This is a genomic window from Aeromonas sp. 604176, from assembly GCF_049170755.1.
GTDB classification, from domain to species: domain Bacteria; phylum Pseudomonadota; class Gammaproteobacteria; order Enterobacterales; family Aeromonadaceae; genus Aeromonas; species Aeromonas veronii_A.
The window spans coordinates 47879-73197 of the sequence record NZ_JAAKNE010000006.1 but is presented as its reverse complement, the minus strand read 5'-3'; the positions used below and the strand labels follow the sequence as shown (position 1 = coordinate 73197).

At 58.8% G+C, this 25319-nt stretch carries 23 protein-coding genes and 1 other annotated feature; of the genes, 11 read left to right on the top strand and 12 right to left on the bottom strand.

Annotated features, from left to right (window positions below; translation table 11 throughout):
* The 6 genes from G5358_RS02190 to G5358_RS02165 all read right to left on the bottom strand — a co-directional run.
* Window positions 1-527: AMP-binding protein (locus G5358_RS02190; protein WP_421323509.1), on the bottom strand; the 527-nt coding region annotated here is incomplete at its 3' end.
* Between the two features lie 198 nt (window positions 528-725).
* On the bottom strand, window positions 726-1604 hold the full coding sequence (locus G5358_RS02185; protein ID WP_064336012.1) for an alpha/beta fold hydrolase: 879 nt from the start codon (window positions 1602-1604) through the stop codon (window positions 726-728).
* Between the two features lie 8 nt (window positions 1605-1612).
* A complete protein-coding gene (locus G5358_RS02180; protein WP_076491763.1) occupies window positions 1613-2128 on the bottom strand; it encodes a Slp family lipoprotein in 516 nt (171 codons plus the stop codon).
* A gap of 118 nt (window positions 2129-2246) precedes the next feature.
* Entirely contained in the window at window positions 2247-2948 is a 702-nt protein-coding gene (gene tsaB, locus G5358_RS02175; RefSeq protein WP_005345613.1) for a tRNA (adenosine(37)-N6)-threonylcarbamoyltransferase complex dimerization subunit type 1 TsaB, read from the bottom strand.
* A 93-nt stretch (window positions 2949-3041) separates the two neighbouring features.
* Window positions 3042-4961 (bottom strand): ATP-dependent DNA helicase, encoded by a 1920-nt coding sequence (locus tag G5358_RS02170; protein WP_421323508.1) that lies wholly within the window; start codon window positions 4959-4961, stop codon window positions 3042-3044.
* 67 nt (window positions 4962-5028) lie between these two features.
* Window positions 5029-5274: a hypothetical protein gene (locus G5358_RS02165; protein WP_005336755.1), complete on the bottom strand. Its 246-nt coding sequence runs from the start codon at window positions 5272-5274 to the stop codon at window positions 5029-5031.
* Between the two features lie 187 nt (window positions 5275-5461).
* Window positions 5462-5586 (top strand) — a sequence feature (His leader region).
* 28 nt (window positions 5587-5614) lie between these two features.
* Between G5358_RS02165 and hisG the strand changes: the two genes are divergently transcribed.
* From hisG to hisIE, 8 genes are read left to right on the top strand one after another with little or no spacing between them, the layout of a single operon-like run.
* Entirely contained in the window at window positions 5615-6511 is an 897-nt protein-coding gene (gene hisG / locus G5358_RS02160; protein WP_139494832.1) for an ATP phosphoribosyltransferase, read from the top strand.
* 12 nt (window positions 6512-6523) lie between these two features.
* Window positions 6524-7849 (top strand): histidinol dehydrogenase, encoded by a 1326-nt coding sequence (hisD, locus tag G5358_RS02155; protein WP_421323507.1) that lies wholly within the window; start codon window positions 6524-6526, stop codon window positions 7847-7849.
* Entirely contained in the window at window positions 7846-8916 is a 1071-nt protein-coding gene (hisC, locus tag G5358_RS02150; protein ID WP_337072262.1) for a histidinol-phosphate transaminase, read from the top strand. The genes hisD and hisC overlap by 4 nt, the downstream gene beginning before the upstream one ends.
* Before the next feature lie 15 nt (window positions 8917-8931).
* Complete coding sequence (gene hisB / locus G5358_RS02145) at window positions 8932-10041, top strand: bifunctional histidinol-phosphatase/imidazoleglycerol-phosphate dehydratase HisB (RefSeq protein WP_421323506.1); 1110 nt, start codon at window positions 8932-8934, stop codon at window positions 10039-10041.
* A complete protein-coding gene (hisH, locus tag G5358_RS02140; protein WP_421323505.1) occupies window positions 10041-10670 on the top strand; it encodes an imidazole glycerol phosphate synthase subunit HisH in 630 nt (209 codons plus the stop codon). Before hisB ends, hisH begins: the two co-directional genes overlap by 1 nt.
* Window positions 10671-11432: a 1-(5-phosphoribosyl)-5-[(5-phosphoribosylamino)methylideneamino]imidazole-4-carboxamide isomerase gene (gene hisA, locus G5358_RS02135; RefSeq protein WP_421323504.1), complete on the top strand. Its 762-nt coding sequence runs from the start codon at window positions 10671-10673 to the stop codon at window positions 11430-11432. It abuts the gene before it with no gap.
* Window positions 11432-12205 (top strand): imidazole glycerol phosphate synthase subunit HisF, encoded by a 774-nt coding sequence (hisF, locus tag G5358_RS02130; protein ID WP_421323503.1) that lies wholly within the window; start codon window positions 11432-11434, stop codon window positions 12203-12205. The genes hisA and hisF overlap by 1 nt, the downstream gene beginning before the upstream one ends.
* Entirely contained in the window at window positions 12198-12848 is a 651-nt protein-coding gene (gene hisIE / locus G5358_RS02125; RefSeq protein ID WP_421231018.1) for a bifunctional phosphoribosyl-AMP cyclohydrolase/phosphoribosyl-ATP diphosphatase HisIE, read from the top strand. Before hisF ends, hisIE begins: the two co-directional genes overlap by 8 nt.
* Before the next feature lie 33 nt (window positions 12849-12881).
* Here hisIE and G5358_RS02120 read toward each other — a convergent pair whose 3' ends face one another.
* Window positions 12882-14396: a KAP family P-loop NTPase fold protein gene (locus G5358_RS02120; protein WP_421323502.1), complete on the bottom strand. Its 1515-nt coding sequence runs from the start codon at window positions 14394-14396 to the stop codon at window positions 12882-12884.
* A gap of 359 nt (window positions 14397-14755) precedes the next feature.
* On the opposite strand from G5358_RS02120, the gene G5358_RS02115 reads away from it, so the two are divergent.
* Window positions 14756-16045 carry a sensor domain-containing diguanylate cyclase gene (locus G5358_RS02115; RefSeq protein WP_421323501.1) on the top strand — a complete coding sequence of 430 codons (1290 nt, stop codon included), beginning with the start codon at window positions 14756-14758 and terminating at the stop codon, window positions 16043-16045.
* Between the two features lie 99 nt (window positions 16046-16144).
* Here the strand turns inward: G5358_RS02115 and G5358_RS02110 are convergent, their stop codons facing one another.
* On the bottom strand, window positions 16145-17767 hold the full coding sequence (locus G5358_RS02110) for an acyl-CoA synthetase (RefSeq protein WP_421255157.1): 1623 nt from the start codon (window positions 17765-17767) through the stop codon (window positions 16145-16147).
* 667 nt (window positions 17768-18434) lie between these two features.
* Here G5358_RS02110 and G5358_RS02105 point away from each other — a divergent pair.
* Complete coding sequence (locus G5358_RS02105; RefSeq protein WP_421323500.1) at window positions 18435-19961, top strand: YfcC family protein; 1527 nt, start codon at window positions 18435-18437, stop codon at window positions 19959-19961.
* Window positions 19962-20023: 62 nt separating this feature from the next.
* Here the strand turns inward: G5358_RS02105 and G5358_RS02100 are convergent, their stop codons facing one another.
* A complete protein-coding gene (locus G5358_RS02100; protein WP_040069812.1) occupies window positions 20024-20212 on the bottom strand; it encodes a hypothetical protein in 189 nt (62 codons plus the stop codon).
* Window positions 20213-20713: 501 nt separating this feature from the next.
* Here G5358_RS02100 and G5358_RS02095 point away from each other — a divergent pair.
* Window positions 20714-21253 (top strand): glycine zipper 2TM domain-containing protein, encoded by a 540-nt coding sequence (locus G5358_RS02095; protein ID WP_026035120.1) that lies wholly within the window; start codon window positions 20714-20716, stop codon window positions 21251-21253.
* A 115-nt stretch (window positions 21254-21368) separates the two neighbouring features.
* On the opposite strand, the gene xdhC is transcribed toward G5358_RS02095, so the two are convergent.
* Genes xdhC through xdhA form a run of 3 tightly spaced genes read right to left on the bottom strand, consistent with a single transcriptional unit; the run spans window position 21369 to window position 25040 of the window.
* Window positions 21369-21854, bottom strand: a complete 486-nt coding sequence (xdhC, locus tag G5358_RS02090) for a xanthine dehydrogenase iron sulfur-binding subunit XdhC (RefSeq protein ID WP_058056839.1) — start codon at window positions 21852-21854, stop codon at window positions 21369-21371.
* Complete coding sequence (gene xdhB / locus G5358_RS02085; protein ID WP_421323499.1) at window positions 21851-22729, bottom strand: xanthine dehydrogenase FAD-binding subunit XdhB; 879 nt, start codon at window positions 22727-22729, stop codon at window positions 21851-21853. The genes xdhC and xdhB overlap by 4 nt, the downstream gene beginning before the upstream one ends.
* The gene (xdhA, locus tag G5358_RS02080) at window positions 22722-25040 is read right to left on the bottom strand and encodes a xanthine dehydrogenase molybdenum-binding subunit XdhA (RefSeq protein ID WP_421323498.1); all 2319 of its coding nucleotides are present in this window, start codon (window positions 25038-25040) and stop codon (window positions 22722-22724) included. The genes xdhB and xdhA overlap by 8 nt, the downstream gene beginning before the upstream one ends.
* Between the last annotated feature and the right edge of the window lie 279 nt (window positions 25041-25319).

Genomic DNA, 25319 nt, shown 5'->3' with positions numbered 1-25319 from the left:
GGCACCAGCTTCTTGACGTACTTGACCACGAAGTTGACCAGGGTGCCCTTGGCCAGCCCCAGGTTGTCACCCATCCGGGTCAGGATAACGTGCTTGATCGGGGTGTCGTAGACTACTTTTTCCAGGGTATGGGCGAAGTTGGAGACGATGACGATGGCTTTGGCACCGGAATCTTTGAGCTGATGCTCCAGCTCGCGCGGGGTATAGAGCGGGTTGACGTTGACCACGATCATGCCGGCGCGCAGGATGCCGAACACGGCGATGGGGTATTGCAGCAGGTTAGGCATCATCACCGCAACCCGATCCCCTTTCTCCAGCTTCAGCTCGTTTTGCAGGTAGGCAGCAAAGGCGCGGGACTGCTCTTCCAGCCGGCGGTAGGTGATGGTTTGGCCCATGTTGACGAAGGCGGGCTGATCGGCAAACTGGGTCACCGAGGATTCGAACATCTCGACCAGGGAGCTGTATTGGTCTGGATTGATCTCGGCGGGGACCCCTTCCGGATAACGTTTCAGCCAGACTCTTTCCACAAACTTCTCCTGCATAACTAGCACCTGTGCGCTCACTGTGTTGCCTCCGTCCCGGTTCACATCCATTTTAATCGGTTGTTTTAAGCTGATGCTCTAATGCCGCACATATTTACACAGCGCAACATCAATTAACAGCAAATTAACAACAGAAAAATGTGAGGGAGAAAACAAACCTGGAATTATTGAAAGCTGGCGATTCTACCGAACTTGACAAAACTTTACGATACAAACGGCCGTATCAACCGAATTTTCCATATGAAAATGGTGGTTTCCACCCAATATGACCCGCTCGATCTGCTGGAAGGCATCCTGACGGGCCTGCCATTGGGCTTCAAGCGCAGCAAAGCCCTGCTCCCCCTGAATCAACAGCACAGGACAGCGGATAGCCGCCATCAGCGCTCGGGCTTGCCCTTCGCTCATTCTCAGGGGCGACAGATCCCGCAAACGGGGGTCGCTGCGCCAGTGCCAGCGCCCTGCCCGCTCTTCAAGCTGCCGTTCACAGATAAGACGCGCCGCCTGCGGCGTGATATCCGCCACCTTGCAACGGGCGGCGACAGCCTCATCGATGGAGGCAAAGCCGTTGGCACTGCGCTCCCGGGTGCGACTACGGTTTAAAATCGCACGTCGCAGCTGGGCAGGTACCTCCTCATCGGGCTGACTGAGCGGGCCCAGCCCCTCCAGCATGATCAACCGCTCCACCTGTTCGGGAAACACCCCGGCATAGGCGGATGCGATCAGCGCCCCGAGGGAGTGACCGAGCAGAGTGAAACGCGACCAGCCCGCCGCCTGCACGATCTGGTAGAGATCGTCCAGCCAGTCGACAAAGACATAGGGGGTGGCTTTGTGATCGGAGTGACCGTGCCCCGGCAGATCGACACAGATGAGGTGAAAATCCCCCAGATGCGGCGCCAGCGGCAAGAAGCTGGCACTGTTGTCGAGCCAGCCGTGCAGGGCAATCAGCAGGGGTTTGCCCTGCTGAGCCTGACCCGCGAGTTGATTCTCAAGCAGGGCCACCTGCCGACCATCTGCCAAGGTGAGCAGACGTTCGTGCAGAGTGCTTTTGATGCTCTTGATCATGGCAAGCCTTAACGACGCAGCGGCCGTCTCGGCCAGAAGGGATCATAGAAGGGGTCGTAGAAGTAGGGGTCCATATAGCGCACCTCCACCTCCTTGACTGGCGGCCACAGCTTGCTGCCAGTCACATTGAGCACCGAGAAGCGGTACTTGTGCTCGCCAATCTGGCTATCCACCGGTTGGCCTATGGTGCCAAGCACTGTCAGGCTGCGCCCCTTGGCGTAGAGGGTCGGATCGACAAAACCCTTCATGATGGCCAGAAAACGGCCCGGGCTCTGTTCGGTCTGCTCCGGCACACCATTGGACTTGAGCGGCAGATAGACCACTTCAATAACGCTCTGATCCGCCTTGTTGTGCACCGCCGAGATAACGCCGCTCCAGCGGGCCGGTTTGCCCTCCATTCCGCCAAGGGCGGGTTGATAGGCCACCAGCTGGTTTTCGGGCTCATAGGCCAGCTCCTTGGGGACCGAGCTGCAGGCCCCGAGCAGCAGAGCCAGCGCCCCGACCACCATCCCGCGTTTCATCATGTCGCTTCTGGTATTACGCATCATGTCTCTCTCCTGTTGCCAGCGTGGCCCGTCGGGCCACCCGCTTGTGTTGCAGCTGATGATCGGCAAGAGCGACATGACGTCAGTGCTCCTGCCCTTATTCGCGACCCGGCAGTTTTTTCCAGGTCACCTTGTCACGCAAATAGACCGGCGTCGCCTGCTCCACCGGCACCGCCTCCCCCGCCAGCCAGGCGGCGCGGGCCAGCGGCAGCATGTCCTCTGCCGCCGGGAAGCGCACCTGGCTCACCGCCAGCTCATCGGCCAGACCACTCAGGGTCTCGCCATAGGTTTCAAAACCAGTGCCGACGCAGGTCACTGGGCCCGCCAGCTTGCCACGGACGTCAACCAGTGCCGCGGGCTCGCTCACCACCTCGTCCCCCACCAGCTGCATGCGGCCATCAATCAGCTCATAGCGGCCGAAATAGACCTCGTTCATCCGCGCATCGATGGCGGTCAGCACCTGCTCGGCGCCATCCAGTCGATAGGCGCCTTGCGCCATGGCGGCCAAGGTCGAGATGCCAATCAGCGGCACACCTGCACCAAACGCCAGACCTTGCGCCACACTGATGCCGATCCGCACGCCGGTAAAGGAGCCCGGGCCGCGGCCGAACGCGATGGCATCGAGGTCACTCAAACTTATCCCGGCATCCTCTAACACAGCCTGAACCATGGGCAGGATTTTTCGGGTGTGATCCCGTGGCGCCTCCTCCCAGCGGGAGAACAGCTTGTCACCCACCAGCAAGGCGGCGGAGCAGGCTTCGGTAGCGGTATCAACGGCCAGGATCTTCAACTCGTTCATGCTTTCCAATCTCTATAAAATCAGTCAATTACATAACCGGCAAGCGAGATATGCTCACCCGTTGTTTAAATCTGTTATCTGGCGGCACACTTATTATTCACCGCGTTCAGTGCGATCGAAAAAGCTCCCCAACGTTCCCAACTCCCGGGTACGGGGGATGGCGGGCAGACTCTTGATAAAGGTGGCGCCGTAAGGTTTGTTGACCATTCGGGGATCACAGATCACCAGCACCCCGTGATCAGTGCGATCACGAATAAGCCGCCCCACCCCCTGCTTGAGGGCAATCACCGCCTTGGGCAACTGCAGCTCGGCGAAGGGATCGCCCCCCTTGAGCTTGCAATCATCCACCCGCGCCTTGAGCAGCGGATCATCGGGGCTGGCAAACGGCAGCTTGTCGATGATAACACACGACAACGCCGCCCCTCGCACGTCGATCCCCTCCCAGAAACTGCTGGTCGCCACCAGCACGGCACGGCCATTCTCGACAAACTCCTTGAGCAGCCGCTGCTTGTTGTCCTCCCCCTGCAACAAGACGGTGCGGCCAATCTCCCGGCGCAGCACCTCAGCCACCTGACGCATCACCTGATGGCTGGTGCAGAGGAAGAAACAGCCCCCCGGTGTCTTGTTGATGAGGGGGATCATCAGATTGGCCAGCTGCTCGCCACGGCCAAAGGCGTTGGGTTCCGGCAGATAGCGGGGCACACAGAGCCGCGCCTGCTCGCCATAGTCGAACGGGCTGTCGAGAATAAGCTCGGCGCTGCCTGCCAGCCCCAGCTCGGCCTTGAAGTGATCAAAGCGCATATCCACCGTCAGGGTGGCGGAGGTGAAGACCCAGGCCACTTCCGGTCTTTGCACCTCGGCACTGAATCGCTCGGCCACCGACAGCGGCGTCAGATTGAGGGTGAAATGAAGCCGTGAGCAGTCGTACCAGTAGGAGAAACCGGTCTGGTTGACCGCCAGCACTTCACCCAGGCGGGTGCGCAGTTCACTGATTCGCTCGAAGGCGTGATCCAGCTGCTCGCCACGGCCAAGAGCCAGTTTCAGCACCTCGTAGCAAAGCCCGATGGCATCGTTAAGACGAGCCAAAGCCTGCCCCCAAAGCGGCTGGCGCAGCATGTCGCGGGTATTACCACGACCGCCATCCACCCCGAAGGCGAGCCGCAGATCCTGACTGGCGATGGCAAGCCTGTCCGCCGCCTTGCCGAGCTGGGCCATGTCGTGGGCCTCTGCCCGATAGGCCAGCTGGATATCCTGCGCCAGATCCTGAATCGTTCGGCTGCCTACCGACTTGCCGAAGTAGTTGGTGGCGATCTCCGGCAGCTGGTGCGCCTCGTCAAACACATAGACTTGCGCTTCGGGCACCAACTCACCAAATCCGGTGTCTTTCACCGCCATATCGGCGAAGAAGAGGTGGTGGTTGATCACCACCACCTGGGCGTCCATGGCGCGGCGTCGGGCCACCACCAGATGGCAGTCGTCGTAATAGGGGCAGTCGCGACCGAGGCAGTTGTCGTTGGTGCTGGTGACGTGGGCGAGGATCTCGGCGTTCTCCTGCAATCCCGGAATATCCCCCACATCGCCGTTATCGGTGGCGGTGGACCAGGATTTGACCTTCACCAGATCGTTGAGCACTTCAGGCTTTTGCAGATGGGATTCGCTCAAGAGCCTGTTCATCCGCTCGATGCAGAGATAATTGCTGCGCCCCTTGAGCAAGGCCACCGGCGGGGTGTAGGAGAGCGCGCCGGTGATGGTCGGGAGATCCCGATAGAAGAGCTGCTCCTGCAGGTTCTTGGAGCCGGTGCTGATCACGATCCGCTTGCCGGATTCCAGCGCTGGCACCAGATAGGCGTAGGTTTTGCCGGTACCAGTCCCCGCCTCCACCAGCAGACGGCCACCACTTTTGATGGCGCGTGCGACCGCTTCGGCCATCTCCAGTTGGGGAGCGCGGGCTTTGAAACCGTCGATATGGCTGGCCAGAGGGCCATCTGGCTTGAACAGGGTCTGGATGGTCAAAAGGGCGTCCCGCAGCAAAAGCGGCCATTATGCCAAAAGCGCGGCAAAAGCGGGACAGATAATCTGCCTAGACGAACAGATCGATCTGATGCTCGGGGTCCGGCTTGTGATCGCCCTCCTCCGCCTTGGGCTGATCACGCTTGGCGGGCGTGCTATACGCCTGCTGGCGCTGCTGGGAGTCACTGTTGTCAGTGCTGGTCTTGCGCAGCTGGTGCTTTTTGCTGATCTGGTTCACTTCCCGCTTGATCTCTTCGCTGCCGGGCGCAGCGGGCGCCCGGGGCAAAATGGGGAACAACAGGTCCTGGCTGGGCATGATGGCGACTCCTGCAGGGGTTATTGTCTAGTTATCGACCAGAAAACCGTTTTCGCCACTTTAATCGATCAAATCACAATTTCGGGTTGCATTTTCTGTCAAGGCAGGTAGTTTAAATCAGGCGTCAATTACGACATCTTATTTTGTAAAGGATTGATTACATGAAGTTCACCACCCTGAAGACTCATCACCACCATCATCATCCCGACTAGTCTTTCAGGAGGTTGACTGCTGGAGGACACTTAACTGGTGACTTCCAAAAGGACCGCAAGATTCATAAACCCTCGGAAGCACCCACTTCCGAGGGTTTTTTCGTTTTTGACTAGAAGGAAATCGAGCAATGGAAACACAACGTCTACGTATCGCCATGCAAAAGTCCGGTCGTCTGAGCCAGGACTCCCAAGCCCTGTTCAAGAGCTGCGGCCTGAAAATCAACCTGCGCGAGCAGCGCCTTATCGCCCATGTCGAGAACATGCCCATCGATATCTTGCGGGTGCGCGATGACGACATCCCGGGTCTGGTGATGGAAGGGGTGGTTGACCTTGGCATCATCGGCGAGAACGTGCTGGAAGAGGTGCAGCTTATTCGCGCTTCACAGGGACTACCCTTCGAGGTCAAAACCCTCAAGCAGCTGGACTTTGGTGGCTGCCGCCTCTCGCTGGCGGTGCCAGAAGATGTGACCTACACAGGGCCAGCGAGTCTTGCCGGCAAACGCATCGCGACCTCCTATCCCGGGCTGCTCAAGCGCTTCTTTGACGACAAGGGTCTCGGCTTCAAGAGCGTGATGCTGGGCGGCTCGGTGGAAGTGGCACCCCGCGCGGGTCTCGCCGATGCCATCTGCGATCTGGTCTCCACCGGTGCGACCCTGGAAGCCAATGGCCTCAAAGAGGTGGAGGTGATCTACCGCTCCAAGGCTGTGCTGGTACAGGCCCCCAACCCCTTGTCCGATGCCAAGCAGAAGCTCATCGACAAACTGCTGCCCCGCATTCAGGGGATGCAGCAGGCCCGCGAGAGCAAATACATCATGCTGCACGCCCCCAAAGACAAGCTCGATGCCATCACCGATCTGCTGCCGGGTGCCGAGCGCCCCACCATCATGCAGCTGGCCGGTGACACCAATCAGGTGGCGCTGCACGTCGTCTCCAGCGAGACCCTGTTCTGGGAGACCATGGAGCAGCTCAAGGCTCTGGGTGCCAGCTCCATTCTGGTGCTGCCCATCGAAAAAATGATGGAATAAGGAAGGGACATCATGCAGACCCTGATCTGGAAGAGCCTCTCCCCAGCCCAGCAGACCGACGTGCTGACCCGGCCCGCTCTCAATGACGAGGCGGATATCGGTGCCGTGGTCAAGGAGATCATTGGCGCGGTGCGCAGCCGTGGCGACGAGGCCTTGCGCGAGCTGAGCCAGCGCTTCGAGCGCGCCCCCCGTGAGCAGCTGCGCGTTAGCGAAGCCGAGATTGAAGCTGCCTGCGCGCGACTGGATGACGACATCAAAAATGCCATCGCAGCGGCGATTGCCAATATTCGCACCTTCCACGCCGCCCAAATGCAGCCAGTAGTACGGGTAGAAACCCAACCCGGGGTAGTATGCGAGCTGCGCACCCAGCCCATCAGTCGGGTCGGCCTCTATGTGCCGGGGGGCAGCGCGCCGCTCCCCTCCACCGTGATGATGCTGGCTATTCCGGCGGCTATCGCCGGTTGCCGTGAAGTGGTGCTCTGCACCCCGTCTCCGGCCAGCGACGAGATCCTGTTTGCCGCCCGCGCCTGCGGGGTCGAGAAGGTGTTCGCCATCGGCGGCGCCCAGGCCATCGCCGCCATGGCGTACGGCACCGAGAGCATTCCCAAGGTGGACAAGATCTTCGGCCCGGGCAACGCCTATGTGACCGAAGCCAAGGGGCAGGTATCCCGCGACTGGCGCGGCGCCGCCATCGATATGCCCGCCGGCCCCTCCGAGGTGCTGGTGATTGCCGACGAGAGCGCCAACCCCGCCTTCGTGGCGGCGGACCTGCTCTCCCAGGCCGAGCATGGCCCCGACAGTCAGGTGGTGCTGGTCACCACCTCGCCGCTGCTGGCCGATGCCATCGCAGGGGAGATCAAGAGCCAGCTGGCCAAGTTGAGCCGCCGCGATATCGCCGCCCAAGCGCTCGGCAGCAGTCTGGTGATCCTCTGTGACGATCTGGCCGAGGCGTGTGCCATCTCCAACGCCTACGCGCCGGAACACCTGATCGTGCAGACCCGCGCCCCCCGCGATCTGCTGGATAAACTCGAGAACGCCGGTTCCATCTTTCTGGGAGCATGGACACCGGAATCGGTCGGCGATTACGCCAGCGGCACCAACCACACTCTGCCTACCTATGGCTATGCCCGCACCTGCTCCAGCCTTGGCCTCGCCGATTATCAGCGCCGCTACACGGTGCAGGAGCTGAGCGCGCGCGGCATTCAGGGCCTTGGCCCCATCGTCGAGCGCATCGCCCAGGCCGAAGGGCTTGATGGCCACAAGAATGCCGTGACCTTGAGATTGAACGCCCTGGCCGCCGCGCCCCAACCAACAGCACAGCAGAAGGATTTGTCATGAGCATTGCCAATCTGGCACGCCGCGTGGTGCGGGCCCTCACCCCTTATCAATCCGCTCGCCGCATCGGCGGCAAGGGCCACGTCTGGCTCAACGCCAACGAGGCGCCACAGGCCTATCCCTTCACCATCGAGGGAAGCCGCCTCAACCGCTACCCCGAGTGCCAACCGGCCGAGGTGGTGAACGGCTATGCCGCCTACGCTGGAGTCAATCCCGATCAGGTGCTGGTGAGCCGTGGCGCCGACGAGGCCATCGAGCTGCTTATTCGCACCTTCTGCGAAGCGGGTGAAGATCAGATCCTCATCTGCCCGCCCACCTACGGCATGTACGCCATCAGCGCCGAGACCTGTGGCGTTGGCATCGTCGAACAGCCGCTGACCGCCAGCCGCCAGCCGGACTGGCCCGCCATCGCGGATCGCCTCTCCGATGTGAAACTGGTGTTTCTCTGCTCCCCCAACAACCCCACCGGGGATCTGGTGGGTCGCGACGGCCTTATCGCTCTGCTGGAAAAAGCCCGGGATCGCGCCATCGTGGTGGTGGACGAGGCCTATATCGAGTTCTGCCCCGAGGCATCCGTGGTAGACCTGCTGACCCGCTTCCCCAATCTGGTGGTGACCCGCACCCTCTCCAAGGCTTTTGCCCTGGCGGGGATCCGCTGCGGCTTTACGCTGGCAAGCCCAGAGGTGATCGCCATGCTGGCCAAGGTGATCGCCCCCTATCCCATCCCCGAGCCCATCGCCCAGATCGCGGCGCAGGCCCTCTCCCCCATGGGACTGGAGCTGATGCGCGAGCGAGTGGTAGAGCTTAACAAGCAAAAAGCCGCCTTCAAGGCAGAGCTGACAAAGCTTGCCTGCGTGAAGGAAGTATTCGAGGACAAGGGCAACTTCGTGCTGGTGCGCTTTGTGGATGGCGCCGCCGTCTTTGACGCCATGAAGGCCGCCGGCATCATACTGCGGGATTTCTCGACCAAACCCGGACTTGATAACAGCATTCGCGTCACCATCGGCTATCAGGGCGAGATGGATGCCGTGCTGGCGGTATTGCGTGACCTGCCCTCTCCCTCTTTTTAAGACAAGGATGTAGCGATGAAGACCCCGTTTTTGTTTATCGACCGCGACGGCACCCTGATTGAAGAGCCGGTGACCGACAAGCAGGTGGATAGCCTCGCCAAGCTGCGCTTCGAGCCCATGGTCATTCCGGTGCTGCGCGAGTTGCAGGCCGCCGGCTACGTGCTGGTGATGGTGACCAACCAGGACGGGCTGGGCACCGCCAGCCTGCCGCTGGAGAACTTCCAGCCCCCCCACGATCTGATGATGCATCTGTTTGAATCGCAAGGGGTGAAGTGGGAGCAGGTGCTGATCTGCCCGCACTTCCCCACCGACGGCTGCAGCTGCCGCAAGCCCCACCTCGGGCTGGTGAAGGAGTACCTCGCCTCCGGTCGCATCGACTTTGCCAACTCCTTCGTGATTGGCGATCGCCAGACCGATCTGCAGCTTGCCGAGAATATGGGCATTGGCGGTATTCGCTACCACCCGCAAGATCACGACTGGCTCGCCATCCGTGATCAGCTGCTCTCCAAGGGCCGCGTAGCCTCGGTTGAGCGCAACACCAAGGAGACCCGCATTCAGGTAGCAGTTGACTTGGATAAGAGCGGCGGCAACCAGATCGCCACCGGTATCGGCTTCTTTGATCACATGCTGGATCAGATAGCGACCCACGCCGGTTTCCAGCTCAAGCTGAACGTCAGCGGCGATCTGCATATCGACGATCACCACACGGTGGAAGACGTCGGACTGGCGCTGGGTCAGGCGCTGCGTCAGGCCCTTGGCAACAAGCGCGGCATCGGCCGTTTCGGCTTCGTGCTGGCGATGGACGAGGTACAGGCGGTGATCGATGCGCGCCCGCTGACCGAGCAGGAGGTGAGCACAGCGCTGGATCTCAGCGGTCGCCCCTACTTCGTATTTGACTGCCCGAGCGGCTTTGGTCGTGACAAGGTGGGCGAGATGGCCACCGAGATGGTGCCCCACTTCTTCCGCTCGCTGTCGGATGCCATGGCCATCACATTGCAGATGAAGGTGGGCAGCGGCAACACCCACCATCAAGTGGAGGCGCTGTTCAAAGGCTTTGGCCGCGCCCTGCGTCAGGCCATTCGGGTGGAAGGGAGCGAGCTTCCCTCCAGCAAGGGAGTGCTGTGATGGATGTGAGCAAGCAGAAGCTGGTCATTATCGATACCGGCTGCGCCAATCTGGCCTCGGTCAGGATGGCGTTCGAGCGCCTCGGCGTGCAGCCGCTGGTCTCAAGCCAGGTCGCCGATATCGAGCAGGCGGACAAGCTGATCCTGCCCGGCGTCGGCACCGCGGTAGCCGCCATGAAAAACCTCAACGAGCGCGGACTAGTGCCCCTTATTCGCGCCGCCAAGCAGCCGCTGCTGGGCTTTTGCCTTGGCATGCAGATGCTGGCGGAGGCCTCCGAAGAGAGCATGAGTGCCGATGGCAGTAAAGGCGATCTCATCGACTGCCTTGGCATAGTGCCGGGCAAGATCCGGCTGATGGAAGTGGGCAATCTGCGCCTGCCCCACATGGGCTGGAACCAGATTGAGCATGACGAAACCCATCCTCTGCTCAAGGGGATCCCGAGCGGCAGCTACTTCTACTTCGTCCACTCCTATGCGCTGGAGGTGACAGAAGCGACGCTGGCGACCTGCGACTACGGCAACCCTTTTACCGCGATTGTGGCCCGTGACAACTTCTTTGGCGCCCAATTTCACCCGGAGCGCTCAGGCGCAGCCGGTGCCCGTTTGCTGCAAAACTTTCTGGAGCTATGAATGATCATTCCCGCAATTGACCTTATCAACGGTCAGGTGGTTCGCCTCTATCAGGGGGACTACGACCAGAAGACCGAATACAGCAGCAGCCCGCAGGCCCGCTTTGATGAATATGTCTCCCAGGGAGCGGTGCAGCTCCATCTGGTGGATCTGGACGGTGCCAAGGATGCCAAGGCGCGCCAGTTGCCCCTGCTGACCCAACTGCTGTCAGCCACCGAAGCACCGGTGCAGGTCGGCGGCGGCGTGCGTACCGAGCAGGATGTGGCAGATCTGCTGGCCGCCGGTGCCAGCCGGGTGGTGATTGGCTCCACCGCCGTCAAATCCCCGGATCTGGTGGCGAGCTGGATGGAGAAATATGGCCCCGAGCAGATCGTGCTGGCGCTGGACGTCAATATCGATGAGCAGGGCAATCGCCATATTGCGGTGGCAGGCTGGCAGGAGAACAGCGGCGTGACCATCGAAGCACTGATCGAGCGCTTCCTCCCCGCCGGGCTCAAGCATGTGCTCTGCACCGACATCAGTCGTGACGGCACCCTGGCTGGCACCAATGTCGAGCTCTATCGAGATCTCTGCGCCCGCTACCCGAGCGTCGCCTTTCAGGCCTCCGGCGGCATTGGCGGCATCGCGGATATCGAGGCGCTCAAGGGCTCCGGCGTCAAGGGGATCATCCTTGGCCGTGCCCTGCTGGAGGGCAAATTCTCGGTAGGTGACGCCATCACCTGCTGGCAAGCACCCGCTGCCGATACCACAGGAGGTAACTGATGCTGGCAAGACGCATTATCCCCTGCCTCGACGTGAAAGATGGCGTGGTGGTCAAAGGGGTGCAATTTCGCAACCACGAGGTGATGGGCGGCATTGTCGAGCTGGCGCGCCGCTACGCCGAAGAGGGCGCTGACGAGCTGGTGTTCTACGATATCACCGCCTCCAGCGATGCCCGGGTGGTAGACAAGAGCTGGGTGAGCCGGGTGGCGGAGGTGATCGATATCCCCTTCTGCGTCGCCGGTGGCATCAAGAGCGTCGAAGACGCCCGCCAGATCCTCGAATTTGGTGCCGACAAGGTCTCCATCAACTCTCCGGCGCTGGCCGATCCGACCCTTATCAGCCGACTGGCCGAGCGCTTTGGCGTGCAGTGCGTGGTGGTGGGCATTGACTCCTACTTCGACGCCGACACGGGCCACTATCAGGTCAAACAGTTTACCGGTGACGAGAGCCGCACCCGCACCACCGCCTGGCACACTCTCGATTGGGTACAGGAGGTACAAAAGCGTGGCGCGGGCGAAATCGTGCTGAACGTGATGAATCAGGACGGCATGCGTCAGGGTTATGAGCTCGATCAGCTCAAGCTGGTTCGCGGCGTCTGCAAGGTGCCGCTGATCGCCTCCGGCGGCGCCGGTGCCATGGTGCACTTTCGCGATGCCTTCACCCTCGCCGATGTGGACGGGGCGCTGGCCGCCTCTGTGTTCCACAAGGGCCTTATCCCCATTCCCGAATTGAAACGCTGGCTGAAAACCGAAGGAGTCGCCATCCGTGAATAACTTCTCTGATAACACGCAAACAACCGCCAGCGCGCGCCCCCTTGCCGAGCAACTCGACTGGGCTAAATGTGATGGCATGATCCCTGCCATCGTCCAGCACGCCGCCAGCGGCGAGGTGCTGATGCAGGGCTTTATGACCCGCGAAGCGTTGGAAAAGACCCAGACCACAGGTCAGGTCACCTTCTTTAGCCGCAGCAAACAGCGGCTCTGGACCAAGGGTGAAAGCTCGGGCAATGTGCTCCAACTCGTGGCCATCAGCACCGATTGCGATCAGGACTCCCTGCTGATCGCCGCCAACCCCGTCGGCCCCACCTGCCACAAAGGGACAACCTCCTGCTTTAATGGCCACCCGCTGCCACCGCTCGGTTTTTTGGCAGAGCTGGAGCAGGTACTGGCTGCCCGCAAAGGGGCCGATCCGGCCACCAGCTACACCGCCAGCCTCTACGGCAAAGGCACCAAGCGCATCGCCCAGAAGGTCGGTGAAGAAGGAGTTGAGGTGGCGCTGGCCGCCATGGCCAAGGATCGGGAGGAGCTCATTAACGAATCCGCCGATCTGCTCTACCACCTGACCGTGCTGCTGCAAAACGAAGGGTTGGGATTACAGGATGTGGTACAGCGGCTTAATGAGCGGCACAATAAATAAACTGATAATAAAGCCGGGTTATCCCGGCTTTATTTAGTCAAGATGCACGGCCAACTCAACTAAATTCTTATACGTTGTTAAACGTCGTTCCAACTGTGACAGCTCTTTTTCTGCCAAAGTAGAACTCTCTTTTACTGTTAACTTACGACATTGACTTGAATATTCTTTTACTAAATCTAGAAGTCGATTCGAATAACTATAATCTAGTGCTGGATTTAGCATACTTTTATATGACGCCACCAACAGTTCCTTTAAAGAAACATTATACTCCTTGTCTTCGAAGGGGTTTCGATATTTACCATCACCCATAAACTCTATATGAGTACCCATGGAGCTTTCTGCCTTTATAAAACAAGAAAAATTTTGTTCTACATATTCATTGATTAGAGCGTTAAAGCCTTTTAGCTTAGGGTGATTATCTGTAGTAGGCATTTTTCCATCCACTACAGCTCGATAATCTTCATTGTTTTTCTCGCACAGAGAAAACAGATAAACAAGAAAAATCAGATTTATTGTGCAACCTTGGTAATTGACGATGGAAGCAATCATTCGGTCCAACACTTGCTCTGTTCTTCTTAAGCTCAATGAAAAATGATCACAGACAGCTGTTAATACATTTACCAACACTTGACTATCAGTTATTTTCGGCCATGCATTGATATGCTCAAAATGCAATTTTTTATCTACAATTGCCTGCTGAATAAACTCTCGCCTAGAGATACTGCCTAACGTAAATCGTCTATGAAAAAATCGTCCAAGATAGCTTTCTGCATCAAAACCATCGCCATAAATGACCTTGATAGCATGCTGCAACTGCTCAGTATCTGTTGCCAGTACAAACACCACCCCGGGAATATCAAAAATATGTTTGATGGTCTCCAGCATTTCTACAGCATAAGAGGGACGACAACGATCAAGCTCATCTATCAAAATAAATGCGGGATAATCCAGTTCTCCTTCACTTAAACCAACAGCTCCCTCAACCCATTGCCGGATCTCTTGTTTAAGAAACTGGATAGATTCATAACGCTCTTTGTGATTGCTACAAAGTGTATCAACCAGCTTATCTGCGTCTTCTCCTTCCACAGAAAAGTCACTATCTTCCCATCCAGCTTTTTTAATGGCTGACTTGAGTACCAATTTTCCGCCTACCTTGAGCAAACCCAATAGCTTGGGCTTGATGCCATCAGGTATGGAAACCTTATTTCCTGTTGCATCTTTCAATTGATCGATAATCGACGAAATCACCATCAATAAGGGATCATCGGAAAAGTCCTGCTGCCAGGCGTCGATATAGACGGTGGGATAGTGCGCTTTCAGCTCCATATACCAGCGCTTGATAAACCAGGTTTTACCCGCCCCCCACTCGGCATTGAGGTTGAGCACATAGTTGCGCTGCTTGCCTTCGGCGGCGAGGTAGTTGGTCAGAAATTCGGCATAGCGGGCGCGATCCAGCCGATCTGCGCTCAAACTCTCTTCGCTACCCGCAATGGCCCCCGGCCCGTCCCACTGAACTGTGTCATTCCAATTAAACGGTGCCACTACCATCTCGTATCTCTCCATATTGCGTTGCTGGAGATGATATCAGGGACACCGAGGAAATAGTTTGACTAAAGACCTGTTCGTTACCCTTTTTGCCACTCGGGGAGGTTTATTTAGCTGTTGTTCAACTTCTCTGTCGAGAGCCGATGATACGGGGTCGATACATGGTGGCAAGCTATCTCAACAACCATGGACTCAACTGATTTCCTTTGATTTGCTAAGAGGTTACAACCATGTGACATAACGCAGAACCTGCGGAAATAAATGAGAAATATGCCGTGAAGAGTGCTTAATTTAAAGCAGTTGATGCACGTTGGCCTCGTGTTCAGCCAACCCATCACAGCGACCCAAGGATGGCCAACTTCATGAAGGATGAACCCTTCTCCACCCGATTGCAGCACGAGCTGGATCACCTCAGATCCATCTTTAACGAGATGGGGGCTTACCTCTTTACCAAGGATCTGGATGGCCGTTATATCTATGCCAATCAGGCTGTGCTGGATCTCTTTGGTTGTACCCTGGCCGAACTGCAAGGCAAGGATGATCGCGCCTTTTTTGACCTCGACTTCTCGGAAGATCTGAGACGAAATGATCGTCAGGTGCTGGAGCAGCAGGTCGCCATCGCCCGGGAGGAGATCAACTACCTCAAACCCACGGGAGAGAAACGGGTCTACTGGAGCGTGAAAAAGCCGATGTACGACCGGGATGGCACGCTGATCGGTCTGTGCGGCATCTCCACCGATATCACGGAACACAAGCTGATTGAGGCCCGTATGGCCGAGCAGCATCAGTTGCTGGAGATCATCCTGGCCAACGTGGATGCCCATATCTATATGAAGGACAGCCAGCACCGCTTTCTCTACGTCAATCAGAAGGTGTGTGCCCTGCTCGGTTTACCCGCCGAACAGATCATCAACCGCAGCGATAATGAGCTGTTCTCCCCACACGGAGCCAACCAGCTGTGGCAGCTGGACAACCGGGTGTTCGAAACGGGTGAGCTGCAAGCCGGTGAAGAGTCACTGACCGATACCGAAGGCAAGCAACATTACTACTGGTCTGTCAAAGTCCCCTTCAAGCTGGCTGATGGTACCCCCACCCTGATCGGTATCTCCTCCGATATCACCGAGCTGCACCAGCTCAAGGAACAACTGCAATATCAATCGGTTCATGACAGCCTCTCCGGACTTTATAACCGCCGTTTCTTCTTCGAGGTGTGCGAAAAGAACCTGAGTATGAACATGCGCCACCAGCTCACCTCGGTGCTGATAGTGCTGGATGTGGATCAGTTCAAATGCATCAACGATCGCTACGGTCACCCGCTGGGCGATCAGGCGCTGATCCATCTGGGCAGGGTGATGCAATCGGTGCTGCGCAGCGAAGATGTGCTGGCCCGCATCGGCGGTGACGAGTTTGCCATCTTGCTGCCCAACACCACCCTCTCGGCCGCCGCATCACTGGCCGAACGGCTGCGCAAGCAGGTGATGCAAAGCCCGTTACCCCTTGCCGATGGGGATGAGCTGGTTATCACCATCAGCGCCGGGCTGGTGGAAAATAGCAAGGGGGAGCAGATGGAGAGCCTCTACGCGCGCGCCGATCAGATGCTCTATCAGGCCAAACAGAGCGGCCGCAACTGCGTCGCGTGCAAGGCACGATAGCTGGCTGGCCAGTCAGGCACTCCCACTTCCCTTGCTGCATTTATCCCGACAGCTTAGTCATCCTATTGCACGCTGCTTTCACTCACGCTCGATTAGCACCTAACCCAGCTGTTTGCGCAGCACAAACTTTTGCACCTTGCCGGTGGAGGTCTTCGGCAGCGGGGTAAAGATGATCCGCTTAGGCGCCTTGAAGTGGGCCATCTGCTCCCGGCAAAAGGCGATCAGCTCCGCCTGGGTGGTCTCTCGCCCCTCTTTCAGTTTGACGAAGGCGCAGGGCACCTCCCCCCACTTCTCATCGGGCATGGCGATCACCGCCGCTTCGTCCACATCGGGATGGCGATAGAGCACATCTTCCACCTCCAGACTGGAGATATTCTCCCCGCCGGAGATGATGATGTCCTTGGATCTGTCCTTGATCTCCACATAACCATCCGGGTGCCACACCGCCAGATCCCCACTGCGAAACCAGCCGTCCGCCATCGCCTCGGCGCTGGCCGCCGGGTTCTTGAGATAGCCTTTCATCACCACATTACCGCGCAGCACTATCTCCCCCATGGTTTTGCCATCTTTGGCCACCGGCTCGCCACTGACCGGATTGATGACCCGCATTTCCCCCTGCAGGGGTGAGGCAACCCCCTGGCGCGCCTTCAAACGCGACAGCGTGGTGGCATCCTGCCCCTGCCAGCGTCTTTGCGGCTCGCACAGCACGCAGGGACCATAGGTTTCGGTGAGGCCATAGACGTGGGTCACGGCGATCCCCATCGCCTCCATGCCGGCGATCACGGTGGCGGGAGGCGCAGCGCCAGCGGTCATCACTTTGATGGGGAGATCCAGCCCCTGCTTGAGCGCTGGTTCGGCATTGTTGAGCATATTGAGCACGATGGGCGCTGCGCAAAAGTGACTCACCTTGTGCTCGTGCAGCGCCTCATAAATAGCGTCTGCCTGCACATGACGCAGGCAGATACTCACCCCGGCGGTGGCCGCCAGCGTCCAGGGGAAACACCAGCCGTTGCAGTGAAACATCGGCAATGTCCAGAGGTAGACGGGATGTTTGGGCAGCTCCCAGGAGAGTACGTTATTGATGGCGTTGAGGTGGGCGCCGCGATGGTGATAGACCACCCCCTTGGGATTGCCGGTAGTGCCGGAGGTGTAGTTAAGGGAGATAGCCTGCCACTCATCTTGCGGCAACCAGCCGGGCTCATCACCACTCCCTTGCGCAAGGAACTGTTCATAGTCGAGGTCACTGATAAGCGCCCCCTCCCGGTAGAGGGGATCATCGATGGCGATGACCAGCGGTTGGCTCTCCAGCAGACCCAGCGCCTTGCGCACCACGGCGCCAAACTCCCTGTCTACCAGCACCACCTTGCTCTGGGCATGCTGGAAGATAAAAGCCATCGACTCGGCATCGAGCCGGGTATTGATGGTGTTGAGCACGGCGCCGCTCATGGGCACCCCGAAGTGCGCTTCAAACATCGCCGGGATATTGGGTGCAACGATGGAGACGGTATCCCCCTCCCCGATACCGCTAAGCCGCAGGGCCGAGGCCAGCTGGCGGCAACGGCGGGCGGTCTCGCCCCAGCTCTGGCGCAGCGGGCCGTGGATCAGCGCCGGATAGTCGGGATAGACCCGCTCCGCCCGCCCCAAAAAGCTGATGGGGGTCAGGGCCTCGAAATTGGCGGCGGTTTTGGCAAGGTCACGCTCATAGATGTTCTGCACTGTCATCGGATTCCTTCCTCACAGGTGGCACAAAACGGGCAGTTTCGGGATGATTCAGAGATCAGCAAGCGACATAGGCATCCTGCCCGTCACTGGTCTCTTATGGGGATGACAGCCTAACAGTGAGCCTGCGGCGGCAGGTATTAGCAAAACGTCTTAGACAGGGGCAGCCTGCTGCCAACAGAGGCCCCCTGTTTTCGTTGCAAAAAAATATTTCATTACGGGAAAGCGTGCCATTTTTTTCACAGGCTGTTTTTGGCGAATAACGAAAAATGACGATAATGGAATATTATTCCGTCAAAACTGCTTTATATGTCATTTCATTCATCTCGGCACGCACTATTTTCATGACCTTTATTTAAGGTAAACCGCATAAAACGAAAGCCGAAATAGTTATTGCATAATAACTTTTATTTCATATCAGCTGTTAAATCCATGGAAAATAAATTTTGTGAGCCATCCCATAAAGCGAGCATGGCACCATGTTCATTCAGCCACACACGGGTTACGGTTACAACGTGAAACAATCTACCGGATGTTCAATATCAGGCCAGATTTCTCGCCAATCACTACGCAATCCACAGTGAGTTTGCGTACCTTGGATGTATGACGCAGAAACCCTATCGACCCGATATTCCGCCGAGCCCAAACCTGCTTTATCAAGGAGCATTTTATGTGTGCCGTGCCGAATACCACACCACGCAGACAATTCCCTACTGCATTTACCATTCTGTTTCTTATTATGTTACTGGCCATTGCACTGACCTGGATAATTCCGGCGGGCGCCTATGCCAAGCTCTCTTATAATCCAGCCAGTGAAAGTCTGATGGTCAATAGCCCACAGGGGGAAATAAGCCGACTTCCCGCAACCCAGGATGCCCTGGCAAAACTTAACATCAATATTGCGGTGGAGCAATTTACCAACGGCACCATCCGCAAGCCCATTGCCATTCCCGGCACCTATGCCCGATTGGAGCAAGCGCCCAAGGGGTTCGGTGACGTGGCGGTCAGCATGGTCAAGGGCACCATAGAGGGGGCGGATATCATCGTCTTTATTCTGGTGCTCGGGGGGCTGATCGGCGTCATCAACAAGACAGGTGCCTTCAGTGCAGGGCTGGTGGCGTTGTCGCGCAAGACCCGGGGCAACGAGTTCCTGTTTGTGGCGCTGGTCTGCTTCGTAATGGCGCTGGGAGGCACCACCTGCGGACTGGAGGAAGAGGCGGTCGCCTTCTACCCCATACTGGTGCCCATCTTTCTAGCGCTCGGCTATGACTCCATCGTCTGCGTAGGGGCCATCTTCCTCGCCGCCTCCATGGGAACCACCTTCTCCACCATCAATCCCTTCTCGGTGGTGATCGCCTCCAATGCCGCCGGCATTCCCTTTACCGAGGGGCTGATCTTTCGCGCCATTGGCTGTCTGGTGGGCACCCTGGTGGTGATCGGCTATCTCTACTGGTACTGCAAGAAGATCAAGGCCAACCCGGCCTTCTCCTACACCTATGAGGACAGAGAGAGTTTTCGCGCCCGTTTTCTCAAAGAGGGCTCTATGGACGAAGGGGTGCCCTTCACCCTGCGCCGCAAGATCATTCTGACCCTGTTTATCCTCGCCTTCCCGCTGATGGTGTGGGGCGTCTCCATGGCCGGTTGGTGGTTTCCGCAGATGGCAGCCACCTTCCTGACCATCGCCATCATCATCATTTTTATCTCGGGTCTCAAAGAGAAAGAGGCAGTCGAGGCCTTCACTCAGGGGGCGTCGGAGCTGGTGGCGGTCTCCCTCATAATCGGGCTGGCACGGGGGGTCAATCTGGTGCTGGATCAGGGGATGATCTCGGACACCATTCTGGCCTACGCCTCCGATCTGGTCTCCGGCATGCACGGCGCCGTGTTCGCGGTGGCGCAGATGCTGGTGTTCACCCTGCTGGGGCTGGTGGTGCCCTCCTCCTCCGGGCTCGCAGTGCTCTCCATGCCCATCATGGCGCCGCTGGCAGATACCGTGATGATCCCCCGCTATATCGTGGTGTCGGCCTACAACTGGGGCCAATACGCCATGCTGTTCCTGGCCCCCACCGGACTGGTGCTGGTCACCCTGCAGATGCTCGGCATCCAGTTCAACAAGTGGGTCAAGTTCGTGCTGCCCATGGTGGGCTTTGTGCTGGGATTTGGCGCCCTGATGCTGGTGGCGCAAGTGATGTTGGCCTGATGGGCCTGTGATACATGAGTGACAACACCCCGAGCCTGGCGCGGGGTGTTCTTTTGTCAGCCTTAGTGGCGCACCCGCCCCTGCTGGCGGAAGCAGTAGAGTTTAAGGCTGATGTCGGCGATATCGGCGGGAAGCTCCTCTCCCTGCTCGGCCAGGGGCCGGTAGAGGGATGAGAGCAGACGTTCAGCCTGCTGCGCCGTGATGATGTTGGCCTGGATGGCCGGGGTGATCCAGCTGGGTAACATTGACATATCTCCCCCTCGTTGATCCGGTGATCTCGGGTGAACCTCTTCATATCAGGTCTTACGCAGTTGTCTGCCGACCCGTTCACCCTCTGCTTCACCCAATCAAAGCAAAATGCTTGCCGTGATCTCTTATCGGCCAACATCCGATGGGGCTGGAGCCATTTATCAACCACTTGCGTGGCCATCTCAACGAACAGAGCCCTTGCTCAAGGCCTCCCTTGACCTGCCCCCGTCAGCACTTTGCCACTCTGGCATTCTGCTCACCGCACGCCTTGCAAATTGCGACTCGAATTGCTCCTTATTACACTGGCACAGTCCACCATGCGCCGGAAACCGGTCACTTTTAGTCCGTTGTCGCCAAAGCCAGACACTTTTTCGGGGTGACTGTTTTTTGACCTTGCCAGCGCCTGTCGCAGACCCATCCCCCTCGCCTTGTTCGGCCAACCGGTTATGACAAGATGGCGCCAGATTGGAACAGCCCGTATGGGTATGCAGGAGAACAACAAGATGAACAGATCCATGATGGCAGGTATCGGTATTGGCATCGCCTCGGCCCTGGCGCTCTCGGCGGCGGCCAGTGGCTCGCTCTTTACACCACAACCCACCTTTGCCGAGGTGATTGCCAGCAAGCCGATCACCGAGACCATCAAGACTCCCCGCCAGGAGTGTCGCAACGTCACCGTGACCCACCGCAAGCCGGTACAGGATGAGCACAAGATCCTCGGCACCGTGGTGGGCGCGGCGCTGGGGGGCGTGGTCGGCCACCAGTTTGGTGGCGGCAGTGGCAAGAAGGTGGCCACCGCTGCCGGGGCTGTCGCGGGTGGTTATGCCGGTAATCAGGTGCAGGGCAATATGCAGGCTGGCGATACCTACACCACCACCGAGCAGCGCTGCAAAACCGTGCAGGATACTAGCGTCAACACCATTGGTTATGACGTGACCTATCGCCTCGCAGGTCAGGAGGGGGTGATCCGCATGAAGCAAGCCCCCGGTGCAACCATTCCGGTCAAAGATGGCAAATTGGTGATCGACCAGCCAAAAGTGTGATTTCTCCTGACCCCACTCAGCAGCAGGCCCGCCTCTTTCGAGGCGGGCCTGTGTTTTTGGACGGCTTGTTTCCTTTTTCAAACAACGGCACGCACCACTCACGGCACTAGAACTATCACCCCTTGCAGCACTTCTTCACCGCCCGCACCACGTTCTGATACCCGGTGCAGCGGCACAGATTCCCCGACAGCCCGCGGCGGATCTCCGCATCGGTCAGTGGACGGCGCTCGGTCTTGTCGAGCAGAGCCGCGCTCGCCATCACGAGGCCCGGGGTGCAAAAACCGCACTGCACCGCCCCCTCGTCGATAAAGGCCTGCTGCACGTCGGAGAGCTCGTTACCTTTGCGTTCCCCCTCCACGGTACGAATGGATTTACCATCGGCCCACACCGCCAGATAGAGGCAGCTGTCGATAGCGGTGCCATTCACCCGCACGGTACAGGCGCCGCACTCACCGACACAGCACCCCTCTTTCACACTGATCAGCCCCTGCCCGCGCAGGAAGTGGAGCAGCGACATGGTGGGCGGCACTGCATAGGAGTAAGGCTTGCCGTTGATCTCGCACTGGATCTCCACTGCGGGACAGCTTTGCGGTTGCATCATAGGATCTTGCCTCCGGCACGTTCGACTGCGCAGGCGACCACCCGCTGCGCCAGGGTTTTGATAAGGTGCAGGCGAAACTCCTTCTCCGCCCGCCAGGAGGAGCGCGGCGCCACATCGGCTACCACCGCCTCGGCAATGGCTGCCAGTGTGGCGCGAGTCAGGGGTTGCCCTTCGGCCGCCGCTTCCGCGTGAGGCGTGCGCACCGGGGTCGGGGCCGCCACCCCATAGGCCAGCCGCAGGCGCTTGAAGTGGCCATCCTCAATCTGGCAGTAGGCGGCGCAGCCGATGGTGGCGATATCCATGGCATCGCGCATGGCGTATTTGAAGTAGTGGGAGCCCACATGGGGGTGCGAGTCCGGGGCAAAGTGAAACGCCACCAGAATTTCCGCCGGTTGCAGCGCAACCTTGCCTGGGCCGGTATGAAAACCGGCGATGGGGATGCGGCGTGTGCCGTTAGGACCAGCAATCTCAAGCTCGGCCTCCAGCGCGACGGTAGGCGCCGCCGAGTCGGCACTGGTGGCGCCGTTGCAGATGTTGCCGCCATAGGTGGCGACGTTGCGGATCTGCGGGCCGGCGATAGTAGCGGCCGCCTCGGCCAGCATCGGCAGGCGGCGCTGCACCAGTTCGTTCTCGATGAGCTCGGTAAAGGTGGTGCCGGAGCCGATGCGGATAGAACCGTCAGCCAGCTCGCTCACCCCTTTGAGTTCGGGCAAGTCGTGAATATCGACGATATGACGATAGGCGGCGTTGAGGTGATGCAGCTGGATCATCACATCGGTGCCGCCTGCCAGCAAACGCGCCTCGGGGTCAGCCTGACGCAGGGTGACCGCCTCGGCCACACTGCGGGCCTTGTAGTAACGGGCAATATCAAACATGGTGTTGCTCCTCCCCTGATCCCTCGCCAATCAAACCCGCCGCGACAAACTCCCGGAACAGGGTTTTGGGGGTGATGGGCAACTCGTTGATGGCGACCCCGGTCGCCATTCGAATGGCGTTACGGATTGCGGGGCCCGGCGAGATGATGGGCGGTTCCCCCAGTGATTTGTGGCCATAGACCGACTGGGGCTCATAGGTCTGCACGAAGTCACATTCAAGCTCCGGCAAATCCAGCATGGTGGGGAACTTGTAGTCGAGCAGGTTGGGATTGCGCACCACGCCGCTCTTGGCATCGATGATCATCTCCTCGAACAGCGACCAGCCGATCCCCATCCCCATGCCGCCATGCACCTGTCCCTCCGCCAGTTGCGGGTTAAGGATCTTGCCCGCATCGTGCAGGTTAATGATGCGATTGATAGTCACCTTGCAGAGATCGATATCGACGCTGAGATCGACAAAGGTGCAGCCGAAACTGGGCGGGTTAGTGGTGGTCTTGTGGGAGACCTCGGAGGTGATCTGACCGCCGATAGTGAGGTGGTAGTAGGCGTTGACCGACACTTCGGCGACGCTGATCAGTACCTTGTCCGGTGCGCCAGCCAGCACCACGTAACCATCGATCAGGGTGAGCGATCCCACATCCTGATGGCAGAGTTGGGCCGCCAGCGACAAAATGCGGGCCCGCAGCTGCAGCGCCGCCTGATGGATGGCGGGCGCCGCCACATAGCTCTGGCGCGAAGCGAACGAGCCAGGATCATAGGCGGTGATGTCGGTATCCTGAGTCGAGATGACCCGGATCTGCTCAAACGGAATGCCTAACGTCTGGGCCGCCATCTGGGCAAAGACGGTATCCGACCCCTGCCCTATCTCGGTGGCACCGATCTGCAGATTGACGGTGCCATCCTGATTGAGCAGCATGCGGGCGCCGGCAATTTCGACCCCCACCGGGTAGGTGTTGGAGCCGTAGCTAAAACACGCAACCCCGATGCCGCGCCGCACCCTAAGATGAGGATCCTGCCCCAGACACTCGGCCTTGAGTCGATCCCACTCGAACATCTCGCGGCCACGCAGCAAGCAGTCCGGCAATCCGGCGCTGTAGATGGTCTTCTGGTTGACCTGATTGACGTCCCCTTCCCGCGCCACGTTGGCGATCCGCACATCAAGCGGATCCAGCCCCAACTCGGCGCAGGCATCGTCCAGCATGCACTCGAGGGCAAAGATCACCTGCGGCGCGCCGTAACCGCGCATGGCACCGGCGGTGGGCAGGTTGCTGTAGAAGGTCTTGGCGTCATAACCGAAGGCGCTGCGCGGATAGAGGTAGCTGATCTTGTTGCCACCGGCGCTGGCGATGGAGTGGCCATGGGAGGCATAGCCGCCGGTGTTGGAGAGCACGTCGAGCTGATAGCCCTTGAGGGTGCCGTCGCGGTTGAGGCCCATCTTGCCATCGATGGCAAAGCCGTGGCGGGTGCGGGAGGCAAAAAAGCACTCTTCCCGGCTCAAGGTCACCTTGACCGGCACGCCGCCAAGCTTGTAGCTCAGAAACGCCGCCATCGGCTCTTCCAGCACATCCTGCTTGTTGCCAAAACCGCCGCCCATATAGGGCTTGATCACCCGCACGCTCGACCAGGGCAGGCCGAGAGATTTGGCCACCCGACTGCGCACTATCTGGGGGATCTGGGTGCTGCTGACGACGATGATGTGGTCCGGCTGATCCATGTAGGCGTAGCAGGTCACCGTCTCCAGATGGCAGTGCTGCACTACTGGAGTCCGGTAGTGCCCCTGAAACTGCAGATCGGCCGCAGCGATGGCCTGCTCCGGGTCATTGGCACGAAGCTGGCTTTGGCGCAGCAGATTGCCGCTCGGGTGGATGGGATAGGCACCGTCGGCCAGCGCACTTTCGGCATCCGTCATCACCGGTAGCGGCTCGTAAGTCACCTTGACCAGGGCGGCAGCCTTCTCGGCCACCAGCGGATCGCGCGCCACCACGATGGCGACCCCATCACCAAAGTGGCGTACATGGTCGGTGAGCAGGCGGCGGTCTTTCACATCCCGTTTGGCCTCATCGAGGGACCAGGCGTGACCGGCAGTGCGAAAACAGGTGGTGGGCACATCTTCGTGGGTGAACAAGGCTTCGACCCCGTGCAGGGCCAGCGCGTCGCTGGCGTCGATGGCGAGCACCTTGCCGTGGGCAATATTGCTGCGCACGTACTTGGCGTGGCGCATCCCGAGCATGATGTTGTCATCGGTATAGCGGGCGCTGCCGGTCACCTTGGCCTCGGCATCCACCCGCTTGAGCGGTAATCCTATGGACATATGCAAGTCCTTTTTTCGAAGGGAAAAATCTGGAACCGGCATAAAAAACAGCAAGATATGCGCCTGTTTCCCGCCATCGTCAGGACAATGGGGAGAAGTGTGAAGGGGATCCCATCTAGCCCGCTTTTGTTGGCCCGAAGCGACAAGCCAAGGGCAGCCCCTGAGCAAACGGGGCACATCAGCGGTGAAAAAAGCGGCAGAGCGAGGAGAGCAAGGGTGGGAGCCTATCAATCTGGTAGGAGGATTTATCAAAATGGTATCGCGATGGCACCAGCGGCT

Excerpts from the sequence above, each read along its gene's own strand:
- hisD (WP_421323507.1), top strand. The coding sequence starts at position 6,524 with ATGCAGACCCTGATCTGGAAGAGCCTCTCCCCAGCCCAGCAGACCGAC.
- hisG (WP_139494832.1), top strand. The coding sequence starts at position 5,615 with ATGGAAACACAACGTCTACGTATCGCCATGCAAAAGTCCGGTCGTCTG.
- hisF (WP_421323503.1), top strand. The coding sequence starts at position 11,432 with ATGCTGGCAAGACGCATTATCCCCTGCCTCGACGTGAAAGATGGCGTG.
- hisB (WP_421323506.1), top strand. The coding sequence starts at position 8,932 with ATGAAGACCCCGTTTTTGTTTATCGACCGCGACGGCACCCTGATTGAA.
- G5358_RS02185 (WP_064336012.1), bottom strand. The coding sequence starts at position 1,604 with ATGATCAAGAGCATCAAAAGCACTCTGCACGAACGTCTGCTCACCTTG.
- G5358_RS02180 (WP_076491763.1), bottom strand. The coding sequence starts at position 2,128 with ATGATGAAACGCGGGATGGTGGTCGGGGCGCTGGCTCTGCTGCTCGGG.
- G5358_RS02120 (WP_421323502.1), bottom strand. The coding sequence starts at position 14,396 with ATGGTAGTGGCACCGTTTAATTGGAATGACACAGTTCAGTGGGACGGG.
- tsaB (WP_005345613.1), bottom strand. The coding sequence starts at position 2,948 with ATGAACGAGTTGAAGATCCTGGCCGTTGATACCGCTACCGAAGCCTGC.
- G5358_RS02115 (WP_421323501.1), top strand. The coding sequence starts at position 14,756 with ATGAAGGATGAACCCTTCTCCACCCGATTGCAGCACGAGCTGGATCAC.
- G5358_RS02165 (WP_005336755.1), bottom strand. The coding sequence starts at position 5,274 with ATGCCCAGCCAGGACCTGTTGTTCCCCATTTTGCCCCGGGCGCCCGCT.
- G5358_RS02105 (WP_421323500.1), top strand. The coding sequence starts at position 18,435 with ATGTGTGCCGTGCCGAATACCACACCACGCAGACAATTCCCTACTGCA.
- hisC (WP_337072262.1), top strand. The coding sequence starts at position 7,846 with ATGAGCATTGCCAATCTGGCACGCCGCGTGGTGCGGGCCCTCACCCCT.
- hisH (WP_421323505.1), top strand. The coding sequence starts at position 10,041 with ATGGATGTGAGCAAGCAGAAGCTGGTCATTATCGATACCGGCTGCGCC.
- hisA (WP_421323504.1), top strand. The coding sequence starts at position 10,671 with ATGATCATTCCCGCAATTGACCTTATCAACGGTCAGGTGGTTCGCCTC.
- G5358_RS02110 (WP_421255157.1), bottom strand. The coding sequence starts at position 17,767 with ATGACAGTGCAGAACATCTATGAGCGTGACCTTGCCAAAACCGCCGCC.
- xdhB (WP_421323499.1), bottom strand. The coding sequence starts at position 22,729 with ATGTTTGATATTGCCCGTTACTACAAGGCCCGCAGTGTGGCCGAGGCG.
- G5358_RS02095 (WP_026035120.1), top strand. The coding sequence starts at position 20,714 with ATGAACAGATCCATGATGGCAGGTATCGGTATTGGCATCGCCTCGGCC.
- G5358_RS02100 (WP_040069812.1), bottom strand. The coding sequence starts at position 20,212 with ATGTCAATGTTACCCAGCTGGATCACCCCGGCCATCCAGGCCAACATC.
- xdhC (WP_058056839.1), bottom strand. The coding sequence starts at position 21,854 with ATGATGCAACCGCAAAGCTGTCCCGCAGTGGAGATCCAGTGCGAGATC.
- xdhA (WP_421323498.1), bottom strand. The coding sequence starts at position 25,040 with ATGTCCATAGGATTACCGCTCAAGCGGGTGGATGCCGAGGCCAAGGTG.